The 25,272-nt window shown below is 67.3% G+C and carries 23 protein-coding genes; 8 read left to right on the forward strand and 15 right to left on the reverse strand.

All coding sequences use genetic code 11. The features are described from left to right. Window positions 1–150: 150 nt before the first annotated feature. A complete protein-coding gene (locus tag CFB24_RS23060) occupies window positions 151–315 on the forward strand; it encodes a hypothetical protein (RefSeq protein ID WP_158255364.1) in 165 nt (54 codons plus the stop codon). On the opposite strand, the gene CFB24_RS11655 is transcribed toward CFB24_RS23060, so the two are convergent. The 4 genes from CFB24_RS11655 to CFB24_RS11670 are packed head-to-tail and all read right to left on the reverse strand — an operon-like array spanning window position 312 to window position 3,734. Continuing rightward, window positions 312–1,154: a prephenate dehydratase gene (locus CFB24_RS11655; RefSeq protein WP_088520801.1), complete on the reverse strand. Its 843-nt coding sequence runs from the start codon at window positions 1,152–1,154 to the stop codon at window positions 312–314. The two genes, CFB24_RS23060 and CFB24_RS11655, sit on opposite strands and share 4 nt — an antisense overlap. Further along, window positions 1,151–1,891, reverse strand: a complete 741-nt coding sequence (locus tag CFB24_RS11660; protein ID WP_088520802.1) for a 3-deoxy-manno-octulosonate cytidylyltransferase — start codon at window positions 1,889–1,891, stop codon at window positions 1,151–1,153. Before CFB24_RS11660 ends, CFB24_RS11655 begins: the two co-directional genes overlap by 4 nt. A 41-nt stretch (window positions 1,892–1,932) precedes the next feature. Continuing rightward, entirely contained in the window at window positions 1,933–2,949 is a 1,017-nt protein-coding gene (locus CFB24_RS11665; protein WP_088520803.1) for a patatin-like phospholipase family protein, read from the reverse strand. Next, complete coding sequence (locus CFB24_RS11670) at window positions 2,949–3,734, reverse strand: 3-hydroxybutyrate dehydrogenase (RefSeq protein WP_088520804.1); 786 nt, start codon at window positions 3,732–3,734, stop codon at window positions 2,949–2,951. Before CFB24_RS11670 ends, CFB24_RS11665 begins: the two co-directional genes overlap by 1 nt. Before the next feature lie 209 nt (window positions 3,735–3,943). Between CFB24_RS11670 and ispG the strand changes: the two genes are divergently transcribed. Continuing rightward, complete coding sequence (gene ispG, locus CFB24_RS11675) at window positions 3,944–5,236, forward strand: flavodoxin-dependent (E)-4-hydroxy-3-methylbut-2-enyl-diphosphate synthase (RefSeq protein WP_088520805.1); 1,293 nt, start codon at window positions 3,944–3,946, stop codon at window positions 5,234–5,236. A gap of 15 nt (window positions 5,237–5,251) precedes the next feature. Further along, entirely contained in the window at window positions 5,252–6,460 is a 1,209-nt protein-coding gene (locus CFB24_RS11680; RefSeq protein WP_206605510.1) for an MFS transporter, read from the forward strand. Here CFB24_RS11680 and CFB24_RS11685 read toward each other — a convergent pair. The 4 genes from CFB24_RS11685 to CFB24_RS11700 form a co-directional block, all read right to left on the reverse strand. Continuing rightward, window positions 6,447–7,139 carry a DUF1345 domain-containing protein gene (locus tag CFB24_RS11685; protein WP_244593353.1) on the reverse strand — a complete coding sequence of 231 codons (693 nt, stop codon included), beginning with the start codon at window positions 7,137–7,139 and terminating at the stop codon, window positions 6,447–6,449. The genes CFB24_RS11680 and CFB24_RS11685 overlap by 14 nt on opposite strands. Continuing rightward, window positions 7,136–8,062 carry a polyprenyl synthetase family protein gene (locus CFB24_RS11690; protein ID WP_088521000.1) on the reverse strand — a complete coding sequence of 309 codons (927 nt, stop codon included), beginning with the start codon at window positions 8,060–8,062 and terminating at the stop codon, window positions 7,136–7,138. Before CFB24_RS11690 ends, CFB24_RS11685 begins: the two co-directional genes overlap by 4 nt. 147 nt (window positions 8,063–8,209) lie before the next feature. Beyond that, window positions 8,210–8,554, reverse strand: a complete 345-nt coding sequence (locus CFB24_RS11695; protein WP_088520807.1) for a DUF6496 domain-containing protein — start codon at window positions 8,552–8,554, stop codon at window positions 8,210–8,212. An 11-nt stretch (window positions 8,555–8,565) separates the two neighbouring features. After that, window positions 8,566–10,467, reverse strand: a complete 1,902-nt coding sequence (locus CFB24_RS11700) for a glycosyltransferase family 2 protein (protein ID WP_088520808.1) — start codon at window positions 10,465–10,467, stop codon at window positions 8,566–8,568. Window positions 10,468–10,646: 179 nt separating this feature from the next. On the opposite strand from CFB24_RS11700, the gene CFB24_RS23065 reads away from it, so the two are divergent. Continuing rightward, window positions 10,647–11,411: a transporter substrate-binding domain-containing protein gene (locus CFB24_RS23065; RefSeq protein WP_170133753.1), complete on the forward strand. Its 765-nt coding sequence runs from the start codon at window positions 10,647–10,649 to the stop codon at window positions 11,409–11,411. Here the strand turns inward: CFB24_RS23065 and CFB24_RS11710 are convergent. Beyond that, window positions 11,408–11,995, reverse strand: a complete 588-nt coding sequence (locus CFB24_RS11710) for an alpha/beta hydrolase (RefSeq protein ID WP_088520809.1) — start codon at window positions 11,993–11,995, stop codon at window positions 11,408–11,410. The two genes, CFB24_RS23065 and CFB24_RS11710, sit on opposite strands and share 4 nt — an antisense overlap. 57 nt (window positions 11,996–12,052) lie before the next feature. Then, entirely contained in the window at window positions 12,053–13,090 is a 1,038-nt protein-coding gene (locus CFB24_RS11715; RefSeq protein WP_088520810.1) for a glycosyltransferase family 4 protein, read from the reverse strand. A gap of 204 nt (window positions 13,091–13,294) precedes the next feature. Here CFB24_RS11715 and CFB24_RS11720 point away from each other — a divergent pair, with 204 nt between their 5' ends. Beyond that, window positions 13,295–14,275 (forward strand): MaoC/PaaZ C-terminal domain-containing protein, encoded by a 981-nt coding sequence (locus CFB24_RS11720; RefSeq protein ID WP_088520811.1) that lies wholly within the window; start codon window positions 13,295–13,297, stop codon window positions 14,273–14,275. Here the strand turns inward: CFB24_RS11720 and CFB24_RS11725 are convergent, their stop codons facing one another. The 3 genes from CFB24_RS11725 to CFB24_RS23385 all read right to left on the reverse strand — a co-directional run bounded on the left by CFB24_RS11725 (window position 14,276) and on the right by CFB24_RS23385 (window position 17,404). Beyond that, window positions 14,276–15,466, reverse strand: a complete 1,191-nt coding sequence (locus CFB24_RS11725; RefSeq protein WP_088520812.1) for an SGNH/GDSL hydrolase family protein — start codon at window positions 15,464–15,466, stop codon at window positions 14,276–14,278. A 39-nt stretch (window positions 15,467–15,505) separates the two neighbouring features. After that, entirely contained in the window at window positions 15,506–15,694 is a 189-nt protein-coding gene (locus CFB24_RS11730; RefSeq protein WP_088520813.1) for a hypothetical protein, read from the reverse strand. Between the two features lie 138 nt (window positions 15,695–15,832). Further along, complete coding sequence (locus CFB24_RS23385; RefSeq protein ID WP_245295402.1) at window positions 15,833–17,404, reverse strand: peptidoglycan L,D-endopeptidase MepK; 1,572 nt, start codon at window positions 17,402–17,404, stop codon at window positions 15,833–15,835. 285 nt (window positions 17,405–17,689) lie between these two features. Between CFB24_RS23385 and CFB24_RS11740 the strand changes: the two genes are divergently transcribed. Continuing rightward, window positions 17,690–19,312, forward strand: coding sequence for a hypothetical protein (locus tag CFB24_RS11740; protein WP_088520814.1), 1,623 nt, complete (start codon window positions 17,690–17,692; stop codon window positions 19,310–19,312). 27 nt (window positions 19,313–19,339) lie between these two features. Here the strand turns inward: CFB24_RS11740 and CFB24_RS11745 are convergent, their stop codons facing one another. Both CFB24_RS11745 and CFB24_RS11750 read right to left on the reverse strand, forming a co-directional pair. Next, window positions 19,340–20,806 (reverse strand): L,D-transpeptidase family protein, encoded by a 1,467-nt coding sequence (locus CFB24_RS11745; protein ID WP_088520815.1) that lies wholly within the window; start codon window positions 20,804–20,806, stop codon window positions 19,340–19,342. Between the two features lie 112 nt (window positions 20,807–20,918). Beyond that, window positions 20,919–22,400 carry a sigma-54-dependent transcriptional regulator gene (locus CFB24_RS11750; RefSeq protein ID WP_088520816.1) on the reverse strand — a complete coding sequence of 494 codons (1,482 nt, stop codon included), beginning with the start codon at window positions 22,398–22,400 and terminating at the stop codon, window positions 20,919–20,921. A 135-nt stretch (window positions 22,401–22,535) separates the two neighbouring features. Here CFB24_RS11750 and CFB24_RS11755 point away from each other — a divergent pair, with 135 nt between their 5' ends. Further along, window positions 22,536–24,329, forward strand: a complete 1,794-nt coding sequence (locus tag CFB24_RS11755; protein WP_088520817.1) for a M3 family oligoendopeptidase — start codon at window positions 22,536–22,538, stop codon at window positions 24,327–24,329. Continuing rightward, window positions 24,329–25,270 carry an alpha/beta fold hydrolase gene (locus CFB24_RS11760; RefSeq protein ID WP_088520818.1) on the forward strand — a complete coding sequence of 314 codons (942 nt, stop codon included), beginning with the start codon at window positions 24,329–24,331 and terminating at the stop codon, window positions 25,268–25,270. Before CFB24_RS11755 ends, CFB24_RS11760 begins: the two co-directional genes overlap by 1 nt. Window positions 25,271–25,272 lie beyond the last annotated feature (2 nt).

A 25,272-nucleotide genomic window follows, 5' to 3' on the forward strand; every position in this document is an offset into this window, starting at 1 on the left:
GCCACCCGCTACGACAAGCGAGCCGACAACTTCCTCGCAGGCGTCAAGCTCGCCGCCTTTCGCATATGGTGCCGGTTTAATGAGTCGATGGCCTAAAGTTCTTATGAACCTCAAGGCGTCAATGGCGTTCCAAACAATTGGAGAAACGCCATGTCGCCTCTCTACACCGCCATCCCGACCTTCAACATGATGAAAGCGAACCCGCTGATGTTTTCAGCCATGGCGTTTTCAGCCTTGATGGCGTTTTATCTCGACTTCAACGACGCGCTCACCGCGCAAAACGCGCTCGACTTGTTCCCGATTCGCAAGGGTTAAGTCCCCGCGCGAAACGGATGCGCCGGATAGGCGCCGAGAATCCGCACTTCCTCGCTGAAGAACCGCAATTCCTCCAGGGCGCGCGCCAGATTCGCGTCCTCGGGATGGCCCTCGACATCGACCAGGAACTGGCTGGCGGCGAACTTGCCGTTGACCATGTAGCTTTCAATCTTGGTCATGTTGATGGTGTTGGTGGCGAAGGCGCCGAGCGCCTTGTAAAGCGCCGCCGGCACGTTCCTCACGCGGAACACGAAAGTGGTCAGCGTCGGCCCGGCCCCGAGCGGCGGACGGCGCGCCTCGCGCGACAGAACCACGAAGCGCGTGGTATTGTGGGCCTCGTCCTCGACGAAACGGGCGAGCACGTCGAGGCCGTAAATCTCCGCCGCCATCATCGGCGCCAGCGAGGCCCGGCTCTTGTCGCCCCATTCCGCCACTTCGCGGGCCGACCCCGCGGTGTCGCCGGTGACCACAGGCTTGAGGCCATGCCGCCGGATGATCTTGCGGCATTGGCCGAGCGCGTGGACGTGGCTGTAAACGCTGCGCAGGTCTTCGATCTTCGCGCCCTTCAGACCCAGCAGGTGAAAGTGGATCGGCAGGAAATATTCGCCGACGATGTGCAGGCCGGAGTTGGGCAGGAAATGGTGGATGTCCGCGACGCGGCCGTTCAGCGAATTCTCGATCGGGATCATGCCCAGCTCGGCGCGGCCTTCGCCAATGGCGGCGAAAGCATCCTCGAAACTGGCGCAGGGCAAGGTGTCCCATCCCGGGAACACATCGGCGCAGGCCATATGCGAATTGGCGCCGGGTTCGCCCTGATAAGCGATGATCTTGCTGGTCACTGTTTCCTGTCCTCAAGTATCGCGCGCGCCCGCTCCAGATCGTCGCGCGCGTCCACGCCGAGCGGCACGGTTTCGACGATCTCCACGTCGATGCGCATGCCCGCCTCCAGCGCCCGCAACTGCTCCAGTTTCTCCCGCTTCTCCAGCGCCGAGGGCGGCAAGGCGACGAACCGCTCCAGCGCCGCGCGGCGATAGGCGTAAAGCCCGATATGGTGGAACAGATCGCCGGCGCCCCAGGGCGCGGTGGCGCGGGTGAAATAGAGCGCGCGCAGGCGCGTCGCGCTCAGGGGCGAGCCGACCGCCTTCACCACATTGGAATCGGTCCGCTCCTCTTCGCGCACGATCCGCGCCGCCAGGGTGGCGATGTCCACGCGCGGCTCGGACAGCGGCGCCAGCGCGGCGCGCACGGCGGCGGGGTCGATGGTCGGCAGGTCGCCCTGGACATTGACGATGGTGGCGTAGCGGCCCTCGGGATCATACGACCGCAGCGCCGCCGCGATCCGGTCGGAGCCGGAGGGCAGATCGGGATCGGTGACGACGGCCTCCCCGCCGGCGGCGCGCACGGCCGCCGCGATCTCCTCGCCATCGGCGGCGACGAGAACCGGGCCGATCTCCGCCTCCCTGGCGCGGCGCAGGACCTGGACGATCATCGGCGCGCCGCAGATATTCGCGAGCGGTTTGTTCGGCAGGCGCGTCGAGGCCAGCCGGGCGGGAATGACGACAAGGGCGTTCAGCATTTCGCGCGCTTATAAGCCCTGCCGGGCCGCGCGCATAGCATCTAGCTCAATGTTTCCCGCAGATCGAGCGTCGGCCGCACGCCAATATCGTCATAATGCGCGGCGACGAAGCGTTGCGCCGCCTTCACCCCGATCTCGCGCAATTGCAGGAAGAAATCGTAATCCGCGTTCATCTTGCTGGCGGCGCCGAATTGGTTCAGCTCGTCCTGCGCCTCGATCACGTGAACGCGGATCGCCTTGTAGGCCGTCCCGGTCAGCCGCCCCTCCGCGATCAGCCGCCGCACGAAGTCGATGGCGCGCAATTCCTGCAACAGCGAGGCGTTGAACGTGATCTCATCGACGCGCCCGGCGATTTCGGCGGCGGTGTCGGGCGCGCCCTTGCGGGTGATCGGATTGATCTGCACCAGAATGATATCGACGCAACTCGTTTCATAAAAGAACGGGAACAGCACGGGATTGCCCATATAGCCGCCGTCCCAATAGGGCTCGCCGTCGATCTCCACCGCGCGGAAAACCGTGGGCAGGCAGGCGGACGCCATCACCATGTCGAGCGTCAGCTCCTCGCGATGGAACACCCGCACCTTGCCGGTTTCGACCGCCGTGGCGGCGATGAACAGTTTCGGGCCGGCGCTCGCGCGCAATTTGTCGAAATCCACCCCGTCGCGCAGCACATGGCGCAGCGGGTTGATGTCCATCGGATTGAGTTCGGCCGGCGCGAACAGACTCGCCGTCTGCTGCATGAGGGCGGCGGCGGGAGTCGCCGACCAGCAGGCCATCAGCCCGTCGATCACCATCCGCCCGGCTTTGGGCAGATCGCCGTCGAGGCTCGCCCCCTTCCAGAAGGCCGCGAGTTGCGCTTTGGCGCCGGACGCGCCGCCCTTGCGCAAACCCTCGGCGAAATTGACGGCGTTCATCGCCCCCGCGCTGGTCCCGCTCAGGCCGGTCACGTCGAAACGGCCGTCGTCGAGCAGCGCGTCGAGCACGCCCCAGGTGAAGGCGCCGTGGGCGCCGCCGCCCTGCAGCGCCAGATTGATGGTTTTTCGCGGGGCGGCCGTCATCAGGCGGCGGTCCAGCCGCCGTCCATGGAAATATTGGCGCCGGTGATCTGCGAGGCGGCGTCGGAGGCGAGGAACACCGCGAGCGCGGCGACCTGATCGACGGTGACGAATTCCTTGGTCGGCTGCGCCGCCAGCAGGACATCGTTGATGACCTGTTCCTTGGTGAGATTGCGCGCCTTCATCGTGTCGGGAATCTGCCTTTCGACCAGGGGCGTCCAGACATAGCCGGGCGAAATGCAGTTCACCGTCACCCCGAAGGTGGCCAGCTCCAGCGCGGCCGTCTTGGTGAGGCCGGCTATGCCGTGCTTGGCCGCGACATAGGCCGACTTGAACGGCGAGGCGATCAGCGAATGGGCCGAGGCGGTGTTGATGATGCGGCCCCATTTGCGCGCCTTCATGCCGGGAATGGCGGCGTGAATGGTGTGGAAGGCGGAGGACAGGTTGATGGCGATGATCTGGTCCCACTTCTCGACCGGGAAGTCCTCGATCGGGGAGACGAACTGGATGCCGGCGTTGTTGACGAGAATATCGACCGAGCCGAACGTCTGTTCGGCGTTGTGGACCAGCCCGGCGATTTCGGCCGGCTTGGTCATGTCGGCGCCGTCATAGGCCGCCTTGACGCCAAACTCCGTTTCGATCTTCGACCGCTCGGCCTCGATGGCGGCGACTTCGCCAAAGCCGTTGATCACGACATTGCACCCTTCCTTGGCGAAGGCGCGGGCGATAGCGAGGCCTATGCCCGAGGTGGAGCCGGTGACGACGGCGGTCTTGCCCGAGAGCGACATGGAAATCTCCCTGATCCTGAAATGGCCACCTTAATATAGTCCGGGGGCCGCACATTTCAGCCCAGCCCTTGGACTGAGCCGCTTGCGCCGCCGCCAGCGCGCGTTTTCCTGCGGCGATGCGAACATCGGCTCATTTCCGCCGTTCTATTCACTTGGTCGCCAAACGCCTGTAATAGAGAAGCCAATTTCGCCCACAGGACTTCGCCGCAATGACCGAACAAAGTTTCCCGCCGCTTTGCGAAACCGAAATCGCCGCCGAACCGCTGTCCCGCCGCAAGAGCGTGGCCGTGCGGGTCGGCGAAGGCTCAGGCGCCGTGATCGTCGGCGGCGGCGCGCCCATCGTGGTGCAGAGCATGACCAACACCGACACGGCCGATGTCGACTCCACCGTAAAGCAGGTTGCGGCGCTGGCCCAGGCCGGCTCCGAACTGGTGCGCATCACCGTGGACCGCGAGGAAGCTGCGGCCGCCGTGCCGCATATTCGGGAAAAGCTCGAAAAGATGGGGATCAACGTCCCGCTGGTCGGCGATTTCCATTATATCGGCCACAAGCTGCTCACCGAATATCCGGCCTGCGCCGAGGCGCTCGCCAAATATCGCATCAACCCCGGCAATGTCGGGTTCAAGGAAAAGAAGGACACGCAGTTCGCCGCCATCGTCGAACTGGCGATCAAGCACGACAAGGCCGTGCGCATCGGCGCCAACTGGGGTTCGCTCGACCAGGAGATGCTGACCGAGCTGATGGACGAGAACTCCAAGGCCGCCAAGCCGGTGGACGCCCGCGCGGTGATGCGCGAGGCCATGACCCGCTCGGCGCTGCTGTCCGCCGCCCGCGCCGAGGAAATCGGCCTCAAGCGCGACCGCATCATCCTGTCCGCCAAGGTGTCCAACGTGCAGGATCTGGTTTCGGTCTATCGCATGGTGGCGCAGCGGTCGGATTACGCGCTGCATCTCGGCCTGACCGAGGCCGGCATGGGCTCCAAGGGCATCGTCGCCTCCTCCGCCGCCCTCGGCATCCTGTTGCAGCAGGGCATTGGCGACACCATCCGCGTGTCGCTGACGCCGCAGCCCGGCGGCGACCGCACGCTGGAAGTGCAGGTGGCGCAGGAAATCCTGCAAACCATGGGTTTCCGCACCTTCGTGCCGCTGGTCGCGGCCTGCCCCGGCTGCGGCCGCACCACCTCGACCGTGTTCCAGGAACTGGCGCGCGACATCCAGACCATGATCCGCGAGCGCATGCCCGAGTGGAAGAAGGTCTATCCGGGCGTGGAGACGCTGAATGTCGCGGTGATGGGCTGCATCGTCAACGGCCCCGGCGAATCCAAGCACGCCGATATCGGCATTTCCCTGCCGGGCACCGGCGAAACCCCGGCGGCGCCGGTGTTCATCGACGGCAAGAAGGTGAAAACCCTGCGCGGCGAAGGCATTGCGCAGGAGTTTGAAAAGCTCGTCACCGATTACGTCGCCCAACGCTTCGGCAAGGTCGAGACGGCGGCGGAGTGATCCGCGCGCGGCGCCATGGCGGATGACGGACGCACCGACGCGCAGGCGGTGATCTGCCTGTGCGCGGCGGAAGTACTCACCATGGTCGGCGTGTTCGCCTTCCCCGCTCTGCTTCCGACCTTCATCGCGGAATGGGGCCTGTCCAACACCCAGGCCGGTTGGATTTCGGGCGCGATTTTCGCGGGCTATACGCTGGCGGTTCCGCTGCTGACCGCCTGGACCGACCGGATCGACGCAAAGAACGTCTATCTGTTGGGCGCGCTCTGCGCCGCTGTGTCCACGCTGGGTTTCGCCCTGACCGCGCAGGGCTTTTACTCCGCCCTGCTCTGGCGCTTTCTCGGCGGAATCGGCCTCGCCGGAACGTATATGCCCGGTTTAAAGGCGCTGGTGGACCGCATCGCCGCCGAACGGCAGCCGCGCTGGATCAGTTTTTACACGGCGAGCTTTTCGCTGGGGACGTCCGGCTCGTTTCTGGCGACCGGCGTTCTCGCCGACCTGTTCGGCTGGCGCGCGGCCTTTTTCTCCGCCGCCGGCGCGGCGGCGGCTTCCGCCATGCTGATCGCGCTGGTGTTGCCCGCCGTCAAGCCGCCGGAACAGAAGCAAAAAACCAATCCGTTCGATTTCGCCGCCGTATTCAGAAACCGCGCCGCCATGGGCTATGTGCTCGGCTATGCCGCGCATGTCTGGGAATTGTTCGGCGCCCGCTCGTGGATGGTGGCGTTTCTTGGCTTCGCGCTGCTGCGGCATCCCGGCGCCTCCGGCCCCACGCCGACGACAGTCGCAACCATCGCAACCCTGATCGCCATGGCCGCCAGCGTGTTCGGCGCGGATATGGCGGTGAGGTTCGGACGGCGCCGCTGGTGCGCGTTGGCCATGCTGGCCTCGGCCGCGCTGGCGTTTACGATCGGCTTCAGCGCCGCCCTGCCCTATCTCGCCGCAGTCGGGCTGATGCTGCTCTATAACGGTTTGATCCAGCTCGATTCGGCGGCCCTGACGACCGGCGCGGTGCTGGTCGCCGATCCCGAACGGCGCGGCGCGACCATGGCGGTGCATTCCCTGCTCGGGTTTGGCGCCGGCTTTTGCGGGCCCATCGCTTTTGGCGCCATTCTCGATGCTTTTGGCGGCGCCGGCAGCGGCTTCGCCTGGGGGCTGGCCTTCGCCTCGCTCGGCGCGGTCGCGGCGCTGGGGCCGCTGGCGCTGCGGATGGGCGTCAGCCGCCGATAAAGCTCGCCGCGATATTGATGGTCATCGCCAACACGGCGTTGTTGTAGAAAAACGCCAAGACGCAATGAACCAGCGCCAGCCGGCGCAAGGGGCGGCTGGCGATGTTGACGTCGGCGGTGGCGCAGGCGACGCCGATCACATAGGAGAAATAGAGAAAGTCGGGATAATCCGGCCGGTCCTCGCCGGGAAAGACGATTCCGCCGATCCACGTCCCGGCCTCCTCCTTGGCGCAGCGATAGAATTCATGAGCGTAGTGCAGCGCGAAGACGAGATGCACCAGCAGCCAGGATCCGATGATGGTCGACGTCGCCAAAGCGATATGCGCGCCGCGCAGGCTGGAATCGGCGCCCTTGACCGTGGCGAGCTGGAAGAAAATCGCGCCGAACGAGCAGCCGGCGGCGAGCGCCGTGAGCGCCAGCACCGTGTAGCGTCCGTCATCCTGCAAGGCGGCGCGGCGATGAATATCCTTGTGCTCGGATCGCAAGATCATCACCGCCGCCGCGATGAGATAGGTCCAGCACGCCACATTCCATCCGAGCAGCCCGCGCGTCACCCCGCGCCAGTGCTCCGGCAGCAGCAGGCCGACCGCGAGGCCCAGCAGCGTGGACAGAAACAGGCGCGGCCGCGCCCTGATCGTCCGCGCAAATCGGGACGAACGAGGCGCCGGCGCGTCGCTCAAGATTTTCTCAAGGCGGTGAAGCGGGCGGCCTCGACCAGAATCGACGCCTTGTCGCCAAAGCCGCTCAGGGCTTCGATCGCCTCGCGCGCCAGGGCGTCGCGGCGCTTGCGCGCCTCGTCGATGCCGAGCACGGCGACCAGGGTCGCCTTATTGCGGTCGGCGTCCTTGCCGGCGCGCTTGCCCAAAGCGGCGGTGTCGCCCTCGGCGTCGAGAATGTCGTCCGCCACCTGGAAAGCCGCGCCCAACAGGGCGCCGTAATGGCTGAGAGCCGCGCGCTGCGCGGCGTCGGCGCCGCCGATTCGCGCGCCCGCCTCAACGGCGTTCAAAAGCAGCGCGCCGGTCTTCATCGACTGCATGAGCATGACGAATTCGCGGCTATGCGGCTCCTTGCGCGATTCCGCCTCCAGATCGAGCGCCTGCCCGCCGACCATGCCGCCCAGGCCCGCCGCGCGGGCGAGCATGACGGTGAGATCGGCGCGCACCGCCGGATCGGGATGGGTCGGCGTATCGGCGATCACGTCGAACGCATAGGTGAGCAGGGCGTCGCCGGCGAGAATGGCGCAGGCCTCGTCGAACGCCTTGTGGCAGGTCGGCCGCCCCCGGCGCAGATCGTCATTGTCCATGGCCGGCAGGTCGTCATGGACCAGCGAATAGCAATGGATCATTTCCAGCGCGCAGGCGGCGCGGAGAACGCCCTCGCCCTCGGCGCCGAGCATGCGCGCGGTCTCGACCAGCAGGAACGGCCTGAGACGCTTGCCGCCGCCGAGCGAGCCGTAGCGAATCGCCTCCAGCAGGCGCGGCGGGCGGGTCTTTTCGCCCGGCAGCAAATGCGGCGACAACAGCCGGTCGAGCATCTGTTCCGTCGATTCGGCGACCGCGACCAGTCGGGATGAAAATGCGTCGCGTAAAACCTCTCCCGACATGACCATACCCAAGCTTGTGCAAACCAATGCCTTGGCTTGCCCCAAGGTTTGAGCCTGGTCAAGCGCGGAAACGGCGCGTCGTTAATCCGGGCCGTTTTTTCGGGCGGGCCGGCGCCGCCCCAGCCGGAAGGCGGCCCGCGCCGCGACTCAGCCCTGAACGGCGCGGCGCAGTTCGGCCTTGGACATGTGGGAGCGGCCGGGAACATTGCGCCGCCGCGCCTCCGCGTACAAATCGGCCTTGCTGTCCGCCCCCCGGCTCTCGTCGCGCGCCCGCGCGATGGCGCCCTGGGCTTCCCGGTCTTTGGTCTTGCGCCGGTTTTCGGCGTTCTTGCGGGGCGTCTCGTCCCGCGACGCGCCGGCCTCATGCAGGCCGATGGCGATCGCCTGTTTCGGATTCGTGACTTTCCTGCCGGTCGAGCTTGCGAGTTCGCCGTGCTTGAATTCATGCATGACGCGCGCGACCGTCTCCTTCTGCTGCGATGGCTTGGGCATGATCGGCCTCCTCAATCCCCATCGGCAAAACCCGCAAAAGCCGAAGGCGATTGCGTCCCCGCAAGCGGTTGCGCCCGGTTGAGAAAAAAATAAGACCGCGCGCCCGCCGGTCGGGGCGCGTGGTCGGTCTTGGTCCAGGCGAAAGGCTTGCGCGTCCACTCCCACAACGCCCGCCAGGCGGCGAAGGACACCAGCAGCAGGTAGGCCGGCGTCAGCAGAAGAACCAGCGACGGCCTGAGCCCCCGCCGCTTCATGCCCAGGACATTGGGCAGCGCGAAGGCGAGCAGGCCGAAGAAGGCGACCGACAGGCCGAAGCCGGACACGATCACGTCGCGCCAGTCATGGGGATCGAGCAGGTCGCCGGACGTGAAATCATAAAACAGCCGCAGCCCGTAGAACGGTCCGAACAGCGGCCCGGCGAGCAGGGTCGCCATGGCGCAGAACGCGGCGAAGGCCTGGAACCAGCCCATCTTGCGAATCTGCGCCCGCGGCGTTCGCAGAAAGACCGCGAGCGTCTGCATCCAGCCCTTCATCCAGCGCGCGCGCTGGCCGAGCCAGGCCGACAGGGAAACCGGCGCATCCTCGTAAGTGGTGGATTCGATGGCGCGCACCTCATAGCCGAAACGGGCGAAACGCAGGCCGAGATCGGCGTCCTCGGTGACGTTCCAGGCGTCCCAGCCGATCATGCGCCGCAGCAGCGCGGTGCGGAAGTGATTCGACGTGCCCCCGAGCGGCATGGGCAGGCCGAGTTCGCCCAGGCCGGGATTGATGACGTCGAACAGCGCCGCATAGGAAATGGCGAAGAAATAGGCCAGCCAGCTCTCATGGCCATTGTCGATGGCGAGCCGCGCCTGCAGGCAGGCGACCTGGGGCGGCGAAACCGCGAATCGTTCCGCCGCCACCCGCAACTGGCCCCGCTCGGGCCGGTCCTCCGCGTCGAAAATCGCCAGAAGCTCGCCGCGCGCCAGCGGCAGGGCGACATTGAGCGCGCGCGGCTTGGTGCGCGGCGCGCCGGCGGGGGCGATCACCACTTCCATATAAGGCGCGAGCCCGGCGTCGCGCAGCGCCGCAAAGGTCTCCGTATCGTCCTCCTCGACCACCAGCTTGATGTCGAGCTTGGCGGCGGGATAGTCGAGCGCGCGCAGCGCATGGACGCATTGCGCGGCGACGCCGGCCTCCCGGTACATCGGCGCGATGATCGTATAGCTGGGCAGATCGGCCTCGCGCAGGCGCGGCGCGGCGGCCGCGCCATTCGGCGGCGATGCGGCGGCGGCGCACAGCCGCACGTAAATGCCGCCGTAAAACACCGCCGACAGGGCGAGCGCCGCCACGGCGAACAGGTCGCGCCAGGCCGTCATCACGCCCGCGAGCAGCGCGAAGCTCGCCAGAATGAAGGCGATGTTGCTCCAGCGCAATTGCGGCGCGCAGGCCGACAGGCGCGGGGCGGCGCGCGGCAGGGCGAAGGCCGCGTCGTCGGCGAGCGCGCTCTTGCCCGCCGCGCGCGCCAATGCGGAAAACGTCTTGGGCGCGCAAACCGCGATGCGGCCGCGCGCGCCGCCGGGCAGAGCGAGAAGGTCGCGCACCTGTTTGCCGCGCGGCGACAGAATCCAGTCGAAGCTTTCCTTGTCAGGATCGGCGCGGGCGACATTGGCGCGCAGGGCGGCGCGATAGTCGAAACCGGGCGCGAGCGAGGCGGCGCCTTCGAGGCAGGCGCAGTTCAGCCGCCGCGCCAGCGCGCGGTAGTAGAAATCCTCGGCGATCAGGCCTTCGGCGATCATCAGCTCGTCCGCGCCGACGCCCTGGTAGCGGGCGCGGCGCCCCGACCAAGTCAGAAGCCCCGGATCGACGCCAGCCTCCGCAAGAAAGGCGATCTCCGGGGGCGGCGCATTTTTTGTCGTCGCGGGCGCCTGCAAGGACCTGTGCCTGTGATAAGAGGGGGAGACCAAGCTCCGAGGCCGAAATGGCGGTTGTGTTTCACCAGCAATATATCCAGAAGTTGAAGCGCCGCGCCAAGCTCACGTCGACGATCGCCCTGATATTTAATGTTTTTCTCGCGTCAGGTTGCAATGCGGACGACAGACGCGCGGAAACTATGTTCCTGCCGGCCTTCTCCGACCCGCATCGCCGCGTCCAACCGCCGGCGCCGGACAAGCCCGCGGGGCAGGACAAGCCGACCCTGCGCTTCCTGACCAGCGACGATTATCCGCCATTCGCCTTCGTCGACGCCCAGGGCGCGCTGGCCGGCTTCAACATCGAAGTCGCCCGCGCCATTTGCGAGCAATTGCAGGCGAACTGCACCATTCAGCCGCGGCGGTGGGACAATTTGCTCGACGCGCTGGAGGCGGGAGAGGGCGATGCGCTGATCGCCTCGCTCAAACCCGCCGCCGCCGGACGCCGCGCGATCTTCACCGAACCCTATTATTTCACCCCGGCGCGATTCGTCGCGGGGGCGGACGCCAACAAGCTCGACATGCGGCCCGAAGGTCTGGCCGAGAAGAAAATCGGCGTCGAGGCGGGGGGCGCCCATGAAGCATTTTTGCGCAAATTCTTCCCGCGCGCGGTTGTGATTCCTTACGACACGCGTGACAAAATGATGCGGGCGGTGCTCGACCGGCAGGTGGACGCCGGCTTCGGCGACGCCATTTCGCTCAGTCTCTGGATGAATGCGACGCCCGGCTGCGTCTTCGTCGGCGGCGACTGGATGGAGCCGGCCTATTTCGGCGAGGGCGTCGGCGTCGGCGTGCGGCCGGACGATCGCGACCGGCGGCGCCGGCTCAACTGGGCGCTGCAAAAGCTCGACGAAACCGGTCGGCTCACCGAGCTTTACCTGAAATACTTCCCCAACGGCATTTATTAACTGGTCACGACCGGCAGGTTGGCCGCGAAAAACGCCGCCGCCAGCCGCATGCCTTCCGTCGTAATGCAATGATCGACGCCGGGCAGGACATGCGTGTCGACGCGCAGGCCGAGCGCGCGCAACGCCTGCCCCGCCGCCACGCCTTCCCCGGCGGGAATCACCGAATCGTCGTCGCCATGCACCAGCAAAACAGGCGCGGCGGTCGGCGCGAACGGCGGCGGCGAGGCCAGCCGGGTCGAGAAGCCGGCGACGGCCGCGACCGGCCAGCGCCCAGTGACCAAAGCATCTAGCGCCATCATGCCGCCCTGCGAAAAGCCCAGCAGCCCCAATCGTTCACGGCCCGCCGCCAACGGCGCCAGCACAGCGTCGAACGCCGCGCGCCCCTCGACGAGCCGGCTCAATCTGTTTTCCGGCGTGACGCCGTCGAGGCTGAACCACTGAAAACCCATCGGCGTCGCAAAGGGCGCGTCGGGCGCGACGACATCGACGCCGGGCAAGGCGTCGCGCAGGAAATCCCGCAACGGATCGAGGTTCGCGCCATCGGCGTGGACGCCATGCAGCAGAACGATCAGCGGCCGGCTCATTGAACGCCTCCGCGCGGACAGGCCGCTCCCTCATCATCGACCAGCATGCGGCTCCCCTCAGGCGGACGCCTTTCGGGACAACGCATCAGCCCGGGCGCGAACAACATTGTCGAGAAATATTTTGGCGCTTTCCGGCCAGGTGTAGCGCAAGGCGTGGGCGCGGCAATCGGCGCGCGACAGTTTCAGCGCCGCCAGGCAGGCCGCGCGCAAGTCGGCGTCGAGCACGCCGATCTTCGGGTCGGTGATCACGTCGATCGGGCCGGTGACCGGATAGGCCGCGACCGGCGCGCCGCAGGCCAGCGCCTCCAGCATGACATTGCCGAACGTGTCGGTGCGGCTGGGAAAGACGAAGACATCGGCGGCGGAATAATAGGGCGCGAGTTCGCCGCGCGACTTGACGCCCACGAAGGCGGCCTGCGGGAATTTCGCCTCCAGCTCCGCCCGCGACGGCCCGTCGCCGACCACGATCTTGGAGCCGGGCAGATCGAGGCTCAGGAACGCCTCGATGTTCTTTTCCGGCGCGAGACGGCCGCAATAGAGGAAGAACGGGCGCGGCAGAGAGGCCAGTTCGACGGGAAGCCCGGCGCGCGGCGAGAACAGGTTTTCATCGACGCCGCGCGGCCAGAGCATCGGGCGCGGAAAACCGCGTGCGAACAGCTCGTCGGACAGAGTCTGGGTCGCCACCATCAGGCCGGCGCCGCCGGAATGGAATTTTTTCAGCGCGGCATAGGACCAGGCGGCGGGAATCGGCCAGCGCGCCTCGACATATTCGGGGAAGCGGGTGTGATAGGAGGTGGTGAAGATTTCGCCGTTGCGCGGGCACCAATAGGCGGCGGCGACGCCGAGCGGGCCTTCAGTGGCGATGTGGATGTGATCGGGGCGCTCGGCGCGGATGCGCTCGCCCACCGCGCCCGGACCGGCCAGCGCCAGACGGATTTCGGGATAGGTCGGCGCCGCGATGGTCGGGAAGCGGTCGGGGCCGATCACGGCGAATTCGACGCCGAGTTTTTCGCCCGCGGCGATCAAATTGGCGAGGGTGATGGCCACGCCATTGACCTGAGGCTTCCAGGCGTCGCTGACAATGCAGATTTTCATGTGACCAAAGCCTGCGTAAGCCGGCGTCTCCGTGGGGAAGGGCGGCGGTTCATGACAGCGCCATAACAGCGGCGTGTGACCGAAATAATAAAACGCCGGCGCGGCGCGGCCGCAATGTCAAATTGCCGCAACCTTCGCTTGCGGCGGCGCCATTGTCATCGCCGGCGCGCACGGGCAGGATGCCGCAAACGGGAGGAAGCCTGAATGAGCCTGATCCATTTCGAGGATTTCACGCCGGGCGAAACCCGAACCTATGGCGCCTATCGCTTCACCGAGGAGGCGATCATCGCCTTCGCGGCGGAATATGACGCGCAGACGTTCCACATGGACGCCGAACTGGCGAAGCACAGCCTGCTCGGCGGCCTCGCCGCCTCGGGCTGGCACACCTGCTCGGCCCTGATGCGGATGATGACCGACGACTGGCTGGGCGGCAGCGCCTGCCTCGCCGGAATCGGCATTGAGGACAACCGCTGGCTCGCCCCGGTGCGCCCCGGCGACGTGCTGCGCGCCGAAACCCGCACGCTGGAGAAGACCGATCTGCGCTCGCGCCTCGACGCCGGCGTCGTCAAGTTCGAGACGATCCTGCGCAACCAGGACGGCGTGGAGGTCATGCGGCAAGTCAGTTCGATCCTGTTCGGCCGGCGCGAACCGCTGGCGGCGCCGCCCGCCGAGATCGCGCCGCGCCCCATCCCGCCCGAGCCGCCGCCGCGCATCGACGACCGTTTCGCCGCCCTGCCCGACGATTACCGGCTCGCGCGGGTCGGCGCCTATGCGGATCTCGGCGAAAAGCAGTTTTCCGCCGCCTTCATCCGCGCCTATGCGCAGGAGTTCGACCCCTTCCCGTTCCATCTCGACGAGGCGGAAGGACGCAAGCATGTGCTCGGCGCGATGTCGGCGGCGGGGCTGCAGACGGCCTGCTGCTGGATGCGGCAATTCATCGCGCTGCGCCGGGAGGTGGCGGGCGGCGACGTGCCGAGCCGGGCCTCGCCGGGCTTCGCCAATCTGGTCTGGCGCAAGCCGGTGCTGGTCGGCGACCGCATCCGCTTCTCGACCCAGGTGATCGCCAAGCGCCCCACCTCCAAGCCCGGGCTGGGGCTGGTGCAAAGCCTCAATCGCGCCGTCAACCAGCGCGGCGCGCTGGTGATGGAGTTCACGGCGGCGGTGATCACGCCGATCGTGGCGTGATCAGGGGCTTGGCTGCGGCGCCGGCGCCCGCGGCAAGGAAAAATCGTCGGAACGGCCGGGCGCGGCGGCGGCTGGCTTGTCGGCGACCGACGCGCTCGCTTTGGGCGCCTCGGCGAGCGCGCCGCCGGGTGAAAGGATCGGCTCGTTGAGGGGCGTGATCTTGCCCGCCAGCGGTTTTTCCGGGGCCGGTTTTTCAGGCGCCGGCGCAACCGCCTCGGGGGGCGCGGATTGGTCCGGCGGGACGGCGTCGGGCGGCGGCTGCAGCTTGGCCTCCAGCACGCGCTTGACTTCCGGCTCGATGAAATGCGCGGCCTTGCGCGCGCCCGCGAGGGTGAAATGCACGCCGTCGGGGCCGCGCAACCGCACGATCGCGCCGTTGATATCCGGACCGGAGGCCTTGTAGGCGGAATTCACGTCCGAAAAGGCGTCCCACAGATCGACGTAGCGCGCGCCGGCCGCCGTCGCATGCTGTTTGGCGATTTCGTTGAACACCAGCGCCGCATTGGACAGGCCGGGGCTGCTCATGATCGGCAGGCCGACCCAGACCAGCGGGATGTTCTTGTCGCGGAAGGCGGCGGCGATTTCGTCCACCCGCTGCGCATAGACCTCATTGAAGGCTTTCGACAGCGGCTCGAGCTGGTGGTCGGGGTCGAGGCGGAGCTTTTGATTGTCGTTGACGCCGATCTGGATCACCACCAGGTCGAAATGATCGGGGCCGTCGAGCAGCGCCGCGACTTCCTTGCGCCAGTCGTAAAAATCGTTGCGCACCAGCCCGCTGTCGTCCTTCGCCTTGTCGATGACGGCGACGCGGGGATCGTCGGCGAAGGCGTCGTCCAGCCCCTCGGCGAGGCGCGAGGCCTCGGAATCGCCGATCACCGCGACGCGAAAGCTCGCCGCCGCCGCCGGCGTCGCCGGCGTTTGTCCCGGCGCGGCGGCGGCGGGCGCGGCGGTCCTGACGTCGCGCCGCTCCCGCGCCGGCCGGGCCTGGCGTTTCGGCGGCGCCGGCTGCGCCAGCGGGCGCGGCGCCGGCTTGATCCTCGGCCCGACCGGGCGCGGTTGGGCGCGCTGCATGGGAGGCGGGCCGAACAGCGAGCTGAAAAAATCCGAGAACGAATCCTGCGCCTGCGCCGGACCGGCGAGGAAAACGGCGCATAGGGCGGCCAACAGGCGACGAGGCGGCGGATTGGGCATAAGCCGTTATACCGCGTTCGCCCGGGCGAGGCGAGCGCCTTAGATCCGGGCGCTCGCCGCCCCGGCCTGGGTGAGTCTCGGGCTGAGGGCGACGGAGGCCAGCGCGCCGCCCAGCGCCACCATCAGAGCCAGACGCAGCAGCGGCGCGAGCCGGCAGGCCGCCGGATTGACGCGGCGGACGCGTTGGGACTGCGCAAAGTAACGGGCGTCGATTGGGGCTGAAGTCATGGCGCGCTCGGCGAAATGGATGGAACGGGTCCGGCGCGCGGCCCATCGCGGGGCGCTTCAAGCGACCAGGCGCCGACGAGGCATAAATGCCCCGGGACGCGTTAAAGCCGTCCTAACCATGATGCGGAAAAGCGCAGCTCAAGGCTTAGCTTTGGAAAAGCCCTGAGTTCCCAACACGTTGTCGTTCGCGCCAAAGCGCGCGGCCGCTCCCGCCGCCGGCGCGCCGGCCAGCACGTCGCCGCGCGCGGCGGCGCGCAATGCGGGCGCGGCGGCGGCGGCGCGGGCGCGTTGGGGCGTGGAGGCCGGCGCGGGCGCAGCGGGGCCGACGCGCGCGGGCGGCGCGGGCTGGACGCTGGCGCGCTCGATTCGGCTTTGTTCGGCCTTGGCGGCCGGGCGCAAGGCCGGCGCGGAAGGCCGGGGCGGCGGTAGCGGCGTGGCGTAGGCGAGCGCCGGATTCGACTCGGGGGGGCGCGCCGCCGTCTTGGCGTCTTTTCCGCCCTGGGCGATGACCGGCGGCAGCGCCGTCAGACCGATGGGCCGGGGCGGCGGCTGCGGCGCGTCGGCGACCACAGGCTCCAGCGCGGCGGGACGCCGGGGCGGCTGCGGCGCTGCGTCGAGCGGATGCGGTTTTTCCGGCGCGGGTTCCGCCGTTTGATCTTCGATCGGCTCGGGCTTGGCCGATTCGAGCCGGGCGGGCGCCGGCGCGACGGTCCGCGCCTCCGGCTGAGCGGGCGCCACGGCGGGCGCGGGCGCGGCCGACGCGCTCATATAAGTCTCGCCGCGCGGCAAATCCGTTTCGGCCTTGGCCATCAGCCGGCGTTGCGGGTCGACCTGCGAAACGCCCTCGTCCTCTTCGGCCGCTTGCGGCGCCGGCGCGCGCGACGCGACGCGGGTCGGCTTGGCCGGAACGCTTTCGCGCGCTTCGTCCTCGTCCTCGCCGCCGCCGCCAAACAGCGAGGCGAAGAAGCCGCGCAGGCCGCCGCCGGATTTTTCGGCCTCGGCGACCGAAATGGCTTCGCCGCCGCGCGCGAGAATTTCGGCGCGGGCCTCTTCATAGCCGGGCAGCAGCTTGCCGTTGCTGGCGATATGCACGGTTTTGCCGTCAGGGAACAGGCGGGCGAGCTGATCGTAGGTCATGCGCGGCCAGTGGCGGACGCCGCCCACGTCGAGATGCACGAAAGGCGTGTTGGCGCGCGGATAATAGCCGACGCCGCCGCGCTGCATGCGCATGCCGATCTCGCGCAGTTTCTCCATCGACAGGCCGGGCATGGTCGTGTCCATCGCCTTGCCGAGCATGTGCTGCGAATGTTCGGCCACCGCGCGCGAGCGGCGGCGCAGCATGGCGTTGGTGGCCGGGCAGCGATAGGCCGAGACCACGACGATCGGATCGTCCGGCCCCATGCGTTCGGTCGAGCGATAAGCCTCCCACAGCACGTCGAACAGCCGGGGGTCCATGTGCGTCGGCTGGTCATTGCGCCAGTCGCGCAGGAACCAATTGAGCTTTTCCAGGGTTTCGGCGTCGTAATGCCCGTTGACCCGGAAGGTCGCGGCTATGCTTTCCTTGCTGTGGGAATGATAGAGGTAGATCGTGCGGGTGTCGCCATTGGCCGCCGCCGATTCCAGCGCGTTGGGCGCGAGGGTGGCGAATAGGGCGAGCAGCGTCGCGCAGGCCTTGCCCCGGCCGCGCCAGAGCGATGAGATCCTGGACATCCCGCCGCGACCGGCTGGCCTGGAAGGGGTTCGAAACAGGCCCGCCTTGAGGTTTGCCAAAATCAATCGCGCTCCCACTGGCTTGCTCGCGCTGACGTGCGACCAGATTGCCGGACCATTGATGAAAATCGTTAACGCTTCGTTTCGGGCGCCCTCCATACACCAACAGAGGCGAAAAAGCCACGCCCAAGGAGTTTTGCCCGGAAACGGGTTTTGACGCGGCGGGCGTCCCGCTCTTAAGATCGCCGCGCCGCCCGACACGACGGGCCGAATCAAGGATCGCCGATGCCCAGCTTCCGCTCGCCCCCTCTCGCCAGGCTTGTCCTGCTGGCCGCCCTCGCGCCCGCTTCGGCCCAGGCCGCCGACATCGCCCTCGACAATGTCTCGCTGCCGACGGGCGCCGACGCCAAGCTCACGTTCAAGCATATCGAGCTGAAGGACGCCAACATCACCGTTGAGGAGGCGACGAAACTGTTCTCCGGCGCGCTGCCGCGCGACGCCGCCGCCGAACTTATCGGCAAGCTCAAGGCCGCCCGGATCGCCGCGCCCGAGGCCGTCCTGACCTCCGACAAGCCCGGCGCGGTGACGTTCCACGATTTCGCGGCCGAGGGCGTCGATCAGGGATCGGCGGCGCATCTGACGCTCGGCGGCGTCGACGCCGACATTCCCGGCGACACCGGCGGCTCCGTGGTTCTGAAAAGCCAGGGCGTGACGCTCGACGGCGTGCAGATCAAGCATCTGGCCGAGGCGATCAAGGCCGGCGACGCCGCCGGCGCCAGCGCCCGAATCAACCATGCCGCCTGGAGCGGATTCGACCTGACCGCGCCCGACAAGGGCACGCCGGCGGGCGCGGACGGCGGCAATCTGATCCGCGTCCACCTCGCCTCGGCCGAGGCGGCGCAGAATTTCGACGGCGACACCCCCACAAAGTTCTCGTTCAACGCCAGCGGCTTGAGCGTGACGATGCCCAAGGCTTCGCAGGCGGGCGCCGCCCTGACGGCGCTCGGCTACGACAAGATCGAAGCGAATGTGAAATTCTCCGGCGCCTATCAGGCGGCGAACAAGACGTTTGCGCTCGACGACTATTCCATCGACCTGGCGAAACTCGGGTCGATCGCTCTGAGCGGCCGGTTCGGCGGGCTCGACGCCAGCGCCTTCGCCGGCGATCCCGCCGCGCGCGCCGCCGCCTTCCAGGCGTCGGAGCTGCAGGCGCTCACGCTCAAGCTGGTCAACGCCGGCGCGCTGGAAAAAGCCCTGGCGCTGACGGCGCTGTCGAAAAACCAGACGCCCGACGCGATCAAGGCCGAATGGAGCATGATCGCGGCCCAGGCGCCGATGCTGGCGCCGAACATTCCGGCGGCGACGACGTTTTCGCAGGCCGTGCTGAAATTCGTCGCCAACGGCAAGAGCCTGACGCTGGCGCTCGCCGCCAAGCCGCCGGCGCCCAAAGTCTCGGACTTGCAGGAGATGAAGGATCCCGCGCAGATCGCCGCGCGTTTCGACGTGACGGCGGACGCGGATGGCGCCCTCCCCCCGTTGGCGGCGCCCATGACCGCAACGCCGACAGCCGCGCCTCCGGCGGCGCCCGCCGTTTCCGGGCAAACCAAGCTCACCGGCGCCGCCGCCTGGGCCGCGCTGGTCGGCAACACCATCAGCGGTAAGGATTCCGACGGCTTGCCCCTGAGCGAATTTTACGGTCCCGGCGGACTGGTGAAGCAGCTCGACGACGACGAGACCGCCACCGGCAAGTGGATTTTGCGCGGCGAAAACGTCTGCTTCATCTTCCCCGGCGAGAAGACCGAGACCTGCTACAAGCTGGAAGTGGCGGGCGACGCCGCCACCTTCATCGACGAGGACGGCGACGGCAAGCGCTACACCATCCTCAAGGGCAATCCGAAAAACCTCTAAGCGAAAACGATCCGGGCTCGGCTGAACTCAGCCGCCGAGCCCGAGCCGCTTCTTTACCTCGGCCGCGTAGCCGTAGACGTCCTCAAACGCTTGCAACTGGCCGTTCTCATCCACCCGCTCGGTGAAATAGCCGATGTAGATCGGCAGCGGCGCGGGCAGATCGACGCGCCGCTCGCTCTTGCCGTACATTTTCTCGATACGCTTCTCGCTCCAGCCGCTCTGCGGCCCCAGAACGGCGACGGCCCAGGCCAGCGGCTGGTCGACCCGCATGCAGCCGTGGCTGTAGGCGCGCCGCGTCGTCGCGAACAGGCTCCGGCTCGGCGTGTCGTGCATGTAAACGGCATAGGCGTTGGGGAAGATGAACTTCAACCGTCCCAGAGCGTTGCGCTCGCCGGGCGGCTGGCGCACATGCATCATTCCGTTCTGCCAGACGACGTCATAGCCCTCCAGGGAGCGGCCCATCATCTCCTTCTTGACGATGCTCTGCGGCACGTACCAGGACGGATTGACGACGACATATTCCATCCGGTCGGAGAACAGCGGCGTCGGCGTGTTCGGCTTGCCGACGATGATCCTGTTGGTCGCCGCCAGAGCGCCGCCGCGATAAAGGCGCGCGGCATATTCGGGAACATTGACCATGATCCGGTCCGACCCGAGTTCGCGCGGCATCCAGCGCCACATTTCCATATTGGCGAGAAGGTCGGCCTCCTGCCGCCCGCGCGCCAGCGCCCCCGCCACCGGCGAGCGCGCGTCGCTGGCGCGGCGCCTGGCGTCGCGCGAAGCTTCCTGGGCGGCGAACCGGATCGAGGCCGTGGCGTCGCGCATCGCGCCCAGCCTGTCCCGCAGCGCCTGGTAGCCCGGGGTTTGCGGATTGTAGGCGGCGAGTTGGGCGTCGGCGTCGGCCGCCTTCGACACTTCCGTCAGCGCCCGTTCGGCGGACACCACGTCGGGGCGCAGGCCGATCAGTTTGTTGACGCGCGCGGGCTCGATCCGGCCGCCGCTGGCCTGGAAGGCGTAGGCCGCGACCGCCTGCGCCAGCGCGACTTCGCCCGCCGCCAGCGCCGGCGTCGGGGCCATGTCGAGCGAATAGACGCGCCACGCGCGCAGATCGAGGCCATCGTCGGGCGCCTTCTGCAACCTGTCGAACGCGCCGCGCGCCTGATCGGTCCAGCCGGCCTCGGTGAAGAAGATCGGCGCGTCGCCATTGCCGGCGTAGAACGCGTCGACGTCGCGGAGCACGGCGCGCTGCTCCTCCGACATCGGCTGGTCGGCGGCCTGGATCAGCGCGGCGCGGATCGCCGCATGGGCGGCGGGCTTTTGCGGCCCCGCCCTTTCGGCGTTCTCGGCGTTTTCAGGGGACGGGGGCGGCGGCGGATCGACCGCCGTCTGGCCGCGCCCGGTCCCGCCGGCGGCCAGAAACACGCCAAGCGCGAGAACGGCGGCCTTCAAGGCTTGCGCCTCGGCGCGCGCCGGAAAATCGACAGGCGATCGCATGTGTGAACCTCGTGTCGGCTCCGAACAACAAACGGCGGAGGCGGCGACTTTGCTCCATCAAGAGCAGATTGCGCGTCAAATGCAACGCCCGTCGCGCGGGCGCCTGTATTTTTTACGCAGCGTCAGCGCCGCCGTCCCTATGCTCTTCGGCCAAGCCGTAATCCTTCATCTTGCGGTAGAGCGTCGAACGCCCGATGCCCAGCTTGCGCGCCATCTCCGACATCTGCCCGCGATAATGGGTCAGGGCGAAGCGGATGACTTCCTCTTCCAGGGCGTCCAGCTTGCGCACATCGCCATTTTCGTCGAGCAGCCGGAGCACGTTGGGATCGCGCACCTCGACCCGGACGATTTCCTTTTGCTGCGCCGCGCCCACCGGCGCCGGCGCCGGCGGCACGCGCACGTCGAACCCCTCGACATGAGCGGCGATCTGGGGAAATTCCGCCACGGTCAATTCGTCGCCGTCAGACAGAACGACCGCGCGAAACAGGGCGTTTTCCAACTGCCGGACATTGCCCGGCCAGTCATAGGTCGACAGCATCGACAGGGTCTCGGCGGTCAGGCCGCGCAGGCGCTTGCCCTCCTCCGCCGCGAACCGCGCCAGGAACCGGCGCGCCAGATCGGGAACATCGGCGCGGCGCGCCCGCAGCGGCGGGATGGAGATCGGAAAGACGTTGAGCCGGTAATAGAGGTCTTCCCGGAACGCGCCCTTCTGCACCAGTTCGATCAAATTCTTGTTGGTGGCGGAAATCAGCCGCACGTCGACCCGCACGGATTTGCGCGCCCCCACGGGGTCGATCTCGCCCTCCTGCAAGGCGCGTAGAAGCTTGACCTGGGCGTCGAGCGGCAATTCTCCGACTTCGTCCAGGAACAGCGTGCCGCCATTGGCCTCGACGAATTTGCCGGTGTGCTTTTCGGTCGCGCCGGTGAAGGCGCCCTTCTCATGGCCGAACAGGATGGATTCGACCAGATTTTGCGGCAGCGCCCCGCAATTGACGGTGACGAAGGGTTTTCCTTTGCGGTCCGAGCCGCCTTGGATGGCGCGCGCCATCAGTTCCTTGCCGACGCCCGATTCGCCCTCGATCAGCACGGGAATGTTCGACTTGGCGGCGCGCTCGCCCAGGCGCACCGCGCGCATCATGTCTTCGGAGCGGGTGAAAATATCCTTGAAGGTCAGCGCCCCCGCGGCCTTGCGGCCGATGCGGCGGATCTCGTCCTCCAAAGCGTCGAAGCGCAGCGCGTTCTTGATGGAAATCTGCAGCCGCTCGGCCCCGACCGGCTTGACCACGAAATCGAGCGCGCCGGCGCGCATGGCGGAAATCACGGTTTCGATCGAGCCATGCGCCGTCTGCACGATCACCGGCGTGTTGATGCCGCGCTCGCGCATCCGGCCGAGCACCCCCATGCCGTCGAGATCGGGCATGACCAGATCGAGAATCAGCAGGTCGACCGGCGCGCTGTCGACGGACTGCAGCCGGTCGAGCGCGGGCTCTCCGCCCTCGACCGTCTCGACTCCGTACCCGAACCGGCGCACCATGGCTTCGAGCAAGCGGCGCTGGACCGGATCATCGTCGGCGATCAGAACGGTGGAAGTCATTTTTCTCTTTCGCGTTTCTTCTATGCTGGGGCATCACGGTAAACGCGATGTTAATGGCGCGAAGACGGTTGATCCCCGCGCCAAACGCGCCAATATGAAATGAACCTGGGCCTTAAAATCGAGCCTCCTCGCCATATGACCACTGATTCTCTGCTCCGCGCTTCCGACGACCTGCCGGTCTGGCGCCTCGACGATCTCTATCCCGGCCTCGATTCGCCCGAAGTCGCCGCCGATCTCGCAAAGGCCGCGCGCGACTGCCGCGCCTTCGCCGAAACCTATCGCGGCAAGCTGGCCAGCCTGCTGGCCGAAGGCGGCGCCGGCCTGTTCGACGCCATCGCGGCTTACGAGCGGATCGACGACCTGATCACCCGAATCATGTCCTATGCGGGCCTGGTCTATTCGGAAAACACGGTCGATCCCGCGCGCGCCAAATTTTACGGCGACGCGCAGGAAAAAATCACCGCCGCCTCGACGGACCTGCTGTTCTTCCAGCTCGAACTGAACCGGCTCGACGACGACGCGCTGACGGCGGCGCTGGCGCAGCCGCCGCTCGACCATTACCGCCCCTGGATCGAGGATCTCAGGCGCGAAAAACCGTATCAGCTCGAAGACCGCATCGAGCAGCTGTTTCACGAAAAATCCGTCACCGGCCATTCCGCCTGGAACCGGCTGTTCGACGAAACCATCGCCGGGCTGCGCTTCGCCATCGACGGCAAGGAGCTGACGCTCGAACCGGCGCTGAACCTGCTGCAGGACCGCAATCCCGCCCTCCGCGAGACCGCCGCCAAAGCCATTGGCGCGACGCTCAAGGACAAGCTCGGGCTGTTCACGCTGGTGTCCAACGTGCTCGCCAAGGACAAGGCGATTTCCGACCAATGGCGCGGTTTTCAGGACGTGGCGGATTCCCGCCACCTGTCCAACCGCGTCGAGGGCGAGGTGGTCGAAGCGATGGTCAGCGCGGTCCGCGCCGCCTATCCCCGGCTGTCGCACCGCTATTACGCCCTGAAGGCGCGCTGGTTCGGCAAAGACAAGCTGATGTACTGGGACCGCAACGCGCCCCTGCCCGACGCGCCCCAGACCGATTACAGCTGGACCCAGGCGCGCGACGCCGTGCTCTCCGCCTATGCCCGCTTCTCGCCCGACATGGCCAATATCGCCCGGCGGTTTTTCGACGACCGCTGGATCGACGCGCCGGTGCGGCCCGGCAAGGCGCCAGGCGCCTTCGCCCATCCGACCAGCCCGAGCGTCCACCCCTATGTGCTGGTCAATTACCAGGGCAAGCCGCGCGACGTGATGACGCTGGCGCATGAACTGGGCCATGGCGTGCATCAGGTGCTCGCGGCGCCGCAGGGGCCGCTGATGGCGCCGACGCCGCTGACCCTGGCCGAAACCGCCTCCGTGTTCGGGGAAATGCTGACCTTCCGCGCCCTGCTGGCGGCGGCCAGGGACCCGGCCGAGCGCCGGGCCATGCTGGCGTCCAAGGTCGAGGACATGCTCAATACGGTGGTGCGCCAGATCGCGTTCTACAGTTTTGAGCGGAAACTGCATATCGAGCGCAAGAACGGCGAACTTACCGCCGAGCAAATCTGCGATCTCTGGATGAGCGTGCAGGGCGAAAGCCTGGGACCGGCGATCGAATTCGGCCCCGGCTACGAAACCTACTGGGCCTATATCCCGCACTTCATCCATTCGCCGTTCTACGTCTACGCTTATGCGTTCGGCGATTGCCTGGTGAATTCGCTTTATGGCGTTTACCAGCAGGCCGAGCCGGGCTTCGTCGAGAAATATTTCGCGCTGCTGTCGGCCGGCGGCTCGAAACATTACAGCGAATTGCTGGCGCCGTTCGGCCTCGACGCCCGCGACCCCTCGTTCTGGGCCATCGGCCTGTCGATGATCGAGGGCATGATCGACGAGCTGGAAAAGCTCTGATGCTTGTGCTGCTCTGGCTCCTCCTGCTGTGGACGGCGGCGGGCGTCGCCGCGCTGGCGGCGTTCAACCTGCTGTTCGCCAAGCTGATCGAGCGGCTGGTTCCGCCGGTCGGCCGCTTCATGGAGGTCGAGGGGCTGCGGCTGCATTATGTCGACACCGGCGACAAGCCCGGACAGGACGGACCGCCGCTGCTGTTCGTCCATGGCTGGCTGGGGCAGTTGAACCATTTTTCCTTCGGCTTGGCCGCGCTGTTTCCCGAGCGCCGCGTGGTGCTGGTCGACCGGCCCGGTTGCGGCTATTCCCAGGCGGCGCGCTCGCCCACCATTGCGGCCAACGCCGCCGTGCTCGCCGCCTTCATGGACAAGATCGGCTTGCGCCAGCCGTTGGTGATCGGCCATTCGCTTGGCGGCGCGATTGCGCTGGCGCTGGCGCTCGATCACGGCGCGCGCATCGCCGGTCTCGCGCTGATCGCGCCTTTCACGCATTTCCTGTCCTCGCCGTTTTACAAGTTCATGGCGGAGCAGGGACGGATTTCGCGCTGGATCAGCGCGTGGCTGTTCGGACCGCTGATGTCGGTGCTGCGCGCCGCTTCGCCGTCCAATCCCGGGTTCGCGCCGGAAACCCCGCCGCGCGGTTTCTGGCGCGGCGCCGGCGGCCTGCTGCCGATCCGCGCCGACGCGCTGCTCGCCGGGGCGCGCGAGATTCCCGCGCAAGAGCGCGAACTCGGCGCGATGGGCGCGCGCTACGCCACGCTTAAAACCCCTGTCAGCATCCTGTTCGGCTCCGGCGACCGCCTGCTTGACCTGAAAACGCAGGGCGAAGCGTTTTGCGCCGTGGCGCCGCAGACGAAATTAACCGTGATCGAGGGCGGCCATTGCCTGCCGATCACCCAGCCGAAAAAATGCGAAGCCTTTATCCGCGCCGCCTTGGCGCGACAATGAAT

This window comes from Rhodoblastus acidophilus, assembly GCF_900187365.1.
Lineage (GTDB): Bacteria > Pseudomonadota > Alphaproteobacteria > Rhizobiales > Beijerinckiaceae > Rhodoblastus > Rhodoblastus acidophilus.

What these genes read in the sequence shown, in the direction of transcription:
- CFB24_RS11740 (WP_088520814.1), top strand. Translation starts at nt 17,690, where the DNA reads ATGCCCAGCTTCCGCTCGCCCCCTCTCGCCAGGCTTGTCCTGCTGGCC.
- ispG (WP_088520805.1), top strand. Translation starts at nt 3,944, where the DNA reads ATGACCGAACAAAGTTTCCCGCCGCTTTGCGAAACCGAAATCGCCGCC.
- CFB24_RS11750 (WP_088520816.1), bottom strand. Translation starts at nt 22,400, where the DNA reads ATGACTTCCACCGTTCTGATCGCCGACGATGATCCGGTCCAGCGCCGC.
- CFB24_RS11725 (WP_088520812.1), bottom strand. Translation starts at nt 15,466, where the DNA reads ATGCCCAATCCGCCGCCTCGTCGCCTGTTGGCCGCCCTATGCGCCGTT.
- CFB24_RS11665 (WP_088520803.1), bottom strand. Translation starts at nt 2,949, where the DNA reads ATGACGGCCGCCCCGCGAAAAACCATCAATCTGGCGCTGCAGGGCGGC.
- CFB24_RS11670 (WP_088520804.1), bottom strand. Translation starts at nt 3,734, where the DNA reads ATGTCGCTCTCGGGCAAGACCGCCGTCGTCACCGGCTCCACCTCGGGC.
- CFB24_RS11680 (WP_206605510.1), top strand. Translation starts at nt 5,252, where the DNA reads ATGGCGGATGACGGACGCACCGACGCGCAGGCGGTGATCTGCCTGTGC.
- CFB24_RS11730 (WP_088520813.1), bottom strand. Translation starts at nt 15,694, where the DNA reads ATGACTTCAGCCCCAATCGACGCCCGTTACTTTGCGCAGTCCCAACGC.
- CFB24_RS11760 (WP_088520818.1), top strand. Translation starts at nt 24,329, where the DNA reads ATGCTTGTGCTGCTCTGGCTCCTCCTGCTGTGGACGGCGGCGGGCGTC.
- CFB24_RS11660 (WP_088520802.1), bottom strand. Translation starts at nt 1,891, where the DNA reads ATGCTGAACGCCCTTGTCGTCATTCCCGCCCGGCTGGCCTCGACGCGC.
- CFB24_RS23060 (WP_158255364.1), top strand. Translation starts at nt 151, where the DNA reads ATGTCGCCTCTCTACACCGCCATCCCGACCTTCAACATGATGAAAGCG.
- CFB24_RS23065 (WP_170133753.1), top strand. Translation starts at nt 10,647, where the DNA reads ATGTTCCTGCCGGCCTTCTCCGACCCGCATCGCCGCGTCCAACCGCCG.
- CFB24_RS23385 (WP_245295402.1), bottom strand. Translation starts at nt 17,404, where the DNA reads ATGTCCAGGATCTCATCGCTCTGGCGCGGCCGGGGCAAGGCCTGCGCG.
- CFB24_RS11755 (WP_088520817.1), top strand. Translation starts at nt 22,536, where the DNA reads ATGACCACTGATTCTCTGCTCCGCGCTTCCGACGACCTGCCGGTCTGG.
- CFB24_RS11720 (WP_088520811.1), top strand. Translation starts at nt 13,295, where the DNA reads ATGAGCCTGATCCATTTCGAGGATTTCACGCCGGGCGAAACCCGAACC.
- CFB24_RS11745 (WP_088520815.1), bottom strand. Translation starts at nt 20,806, where the DNA reads ATGCGATCGCCTGTCGATTTTCCGGCGCGCGCCGAGGCGCAAGCCTTG.
- CFB24_RS11695 (WP_088520807.1), bottom strand. Translation starts at nt 8,554, where the DNA reads ATGCCCAAGCCATCGCAGCAGAAGGAGACGGTCGCGCGCGTCATGCAT.
- CFB24_RS11690 (WP_088521000.1), bottom strand. Translation starts at nt 8,062, where the DNA reads ATGTCGGGAGAGGTTTTACGCGACGCATTTTCATCCCGACTGGTCGCG.
- CFB24_RS11715 (WP_088520810.1), bottom strand. Translation starts at nt 13,090, where the DNA reads ATGAAAATCTGCATTGTCAGCGACGCCTGGAAGCCTCAGGTCAATGGC.
- CFB24_RS11710 (WP_088520809.1), bottom strand. Translation starts at nt 11,995, where the DNA reads ATGAGCCGGCCGCTGATCGTTCTGCTGCATGGCGTCCACGCCGATGGC.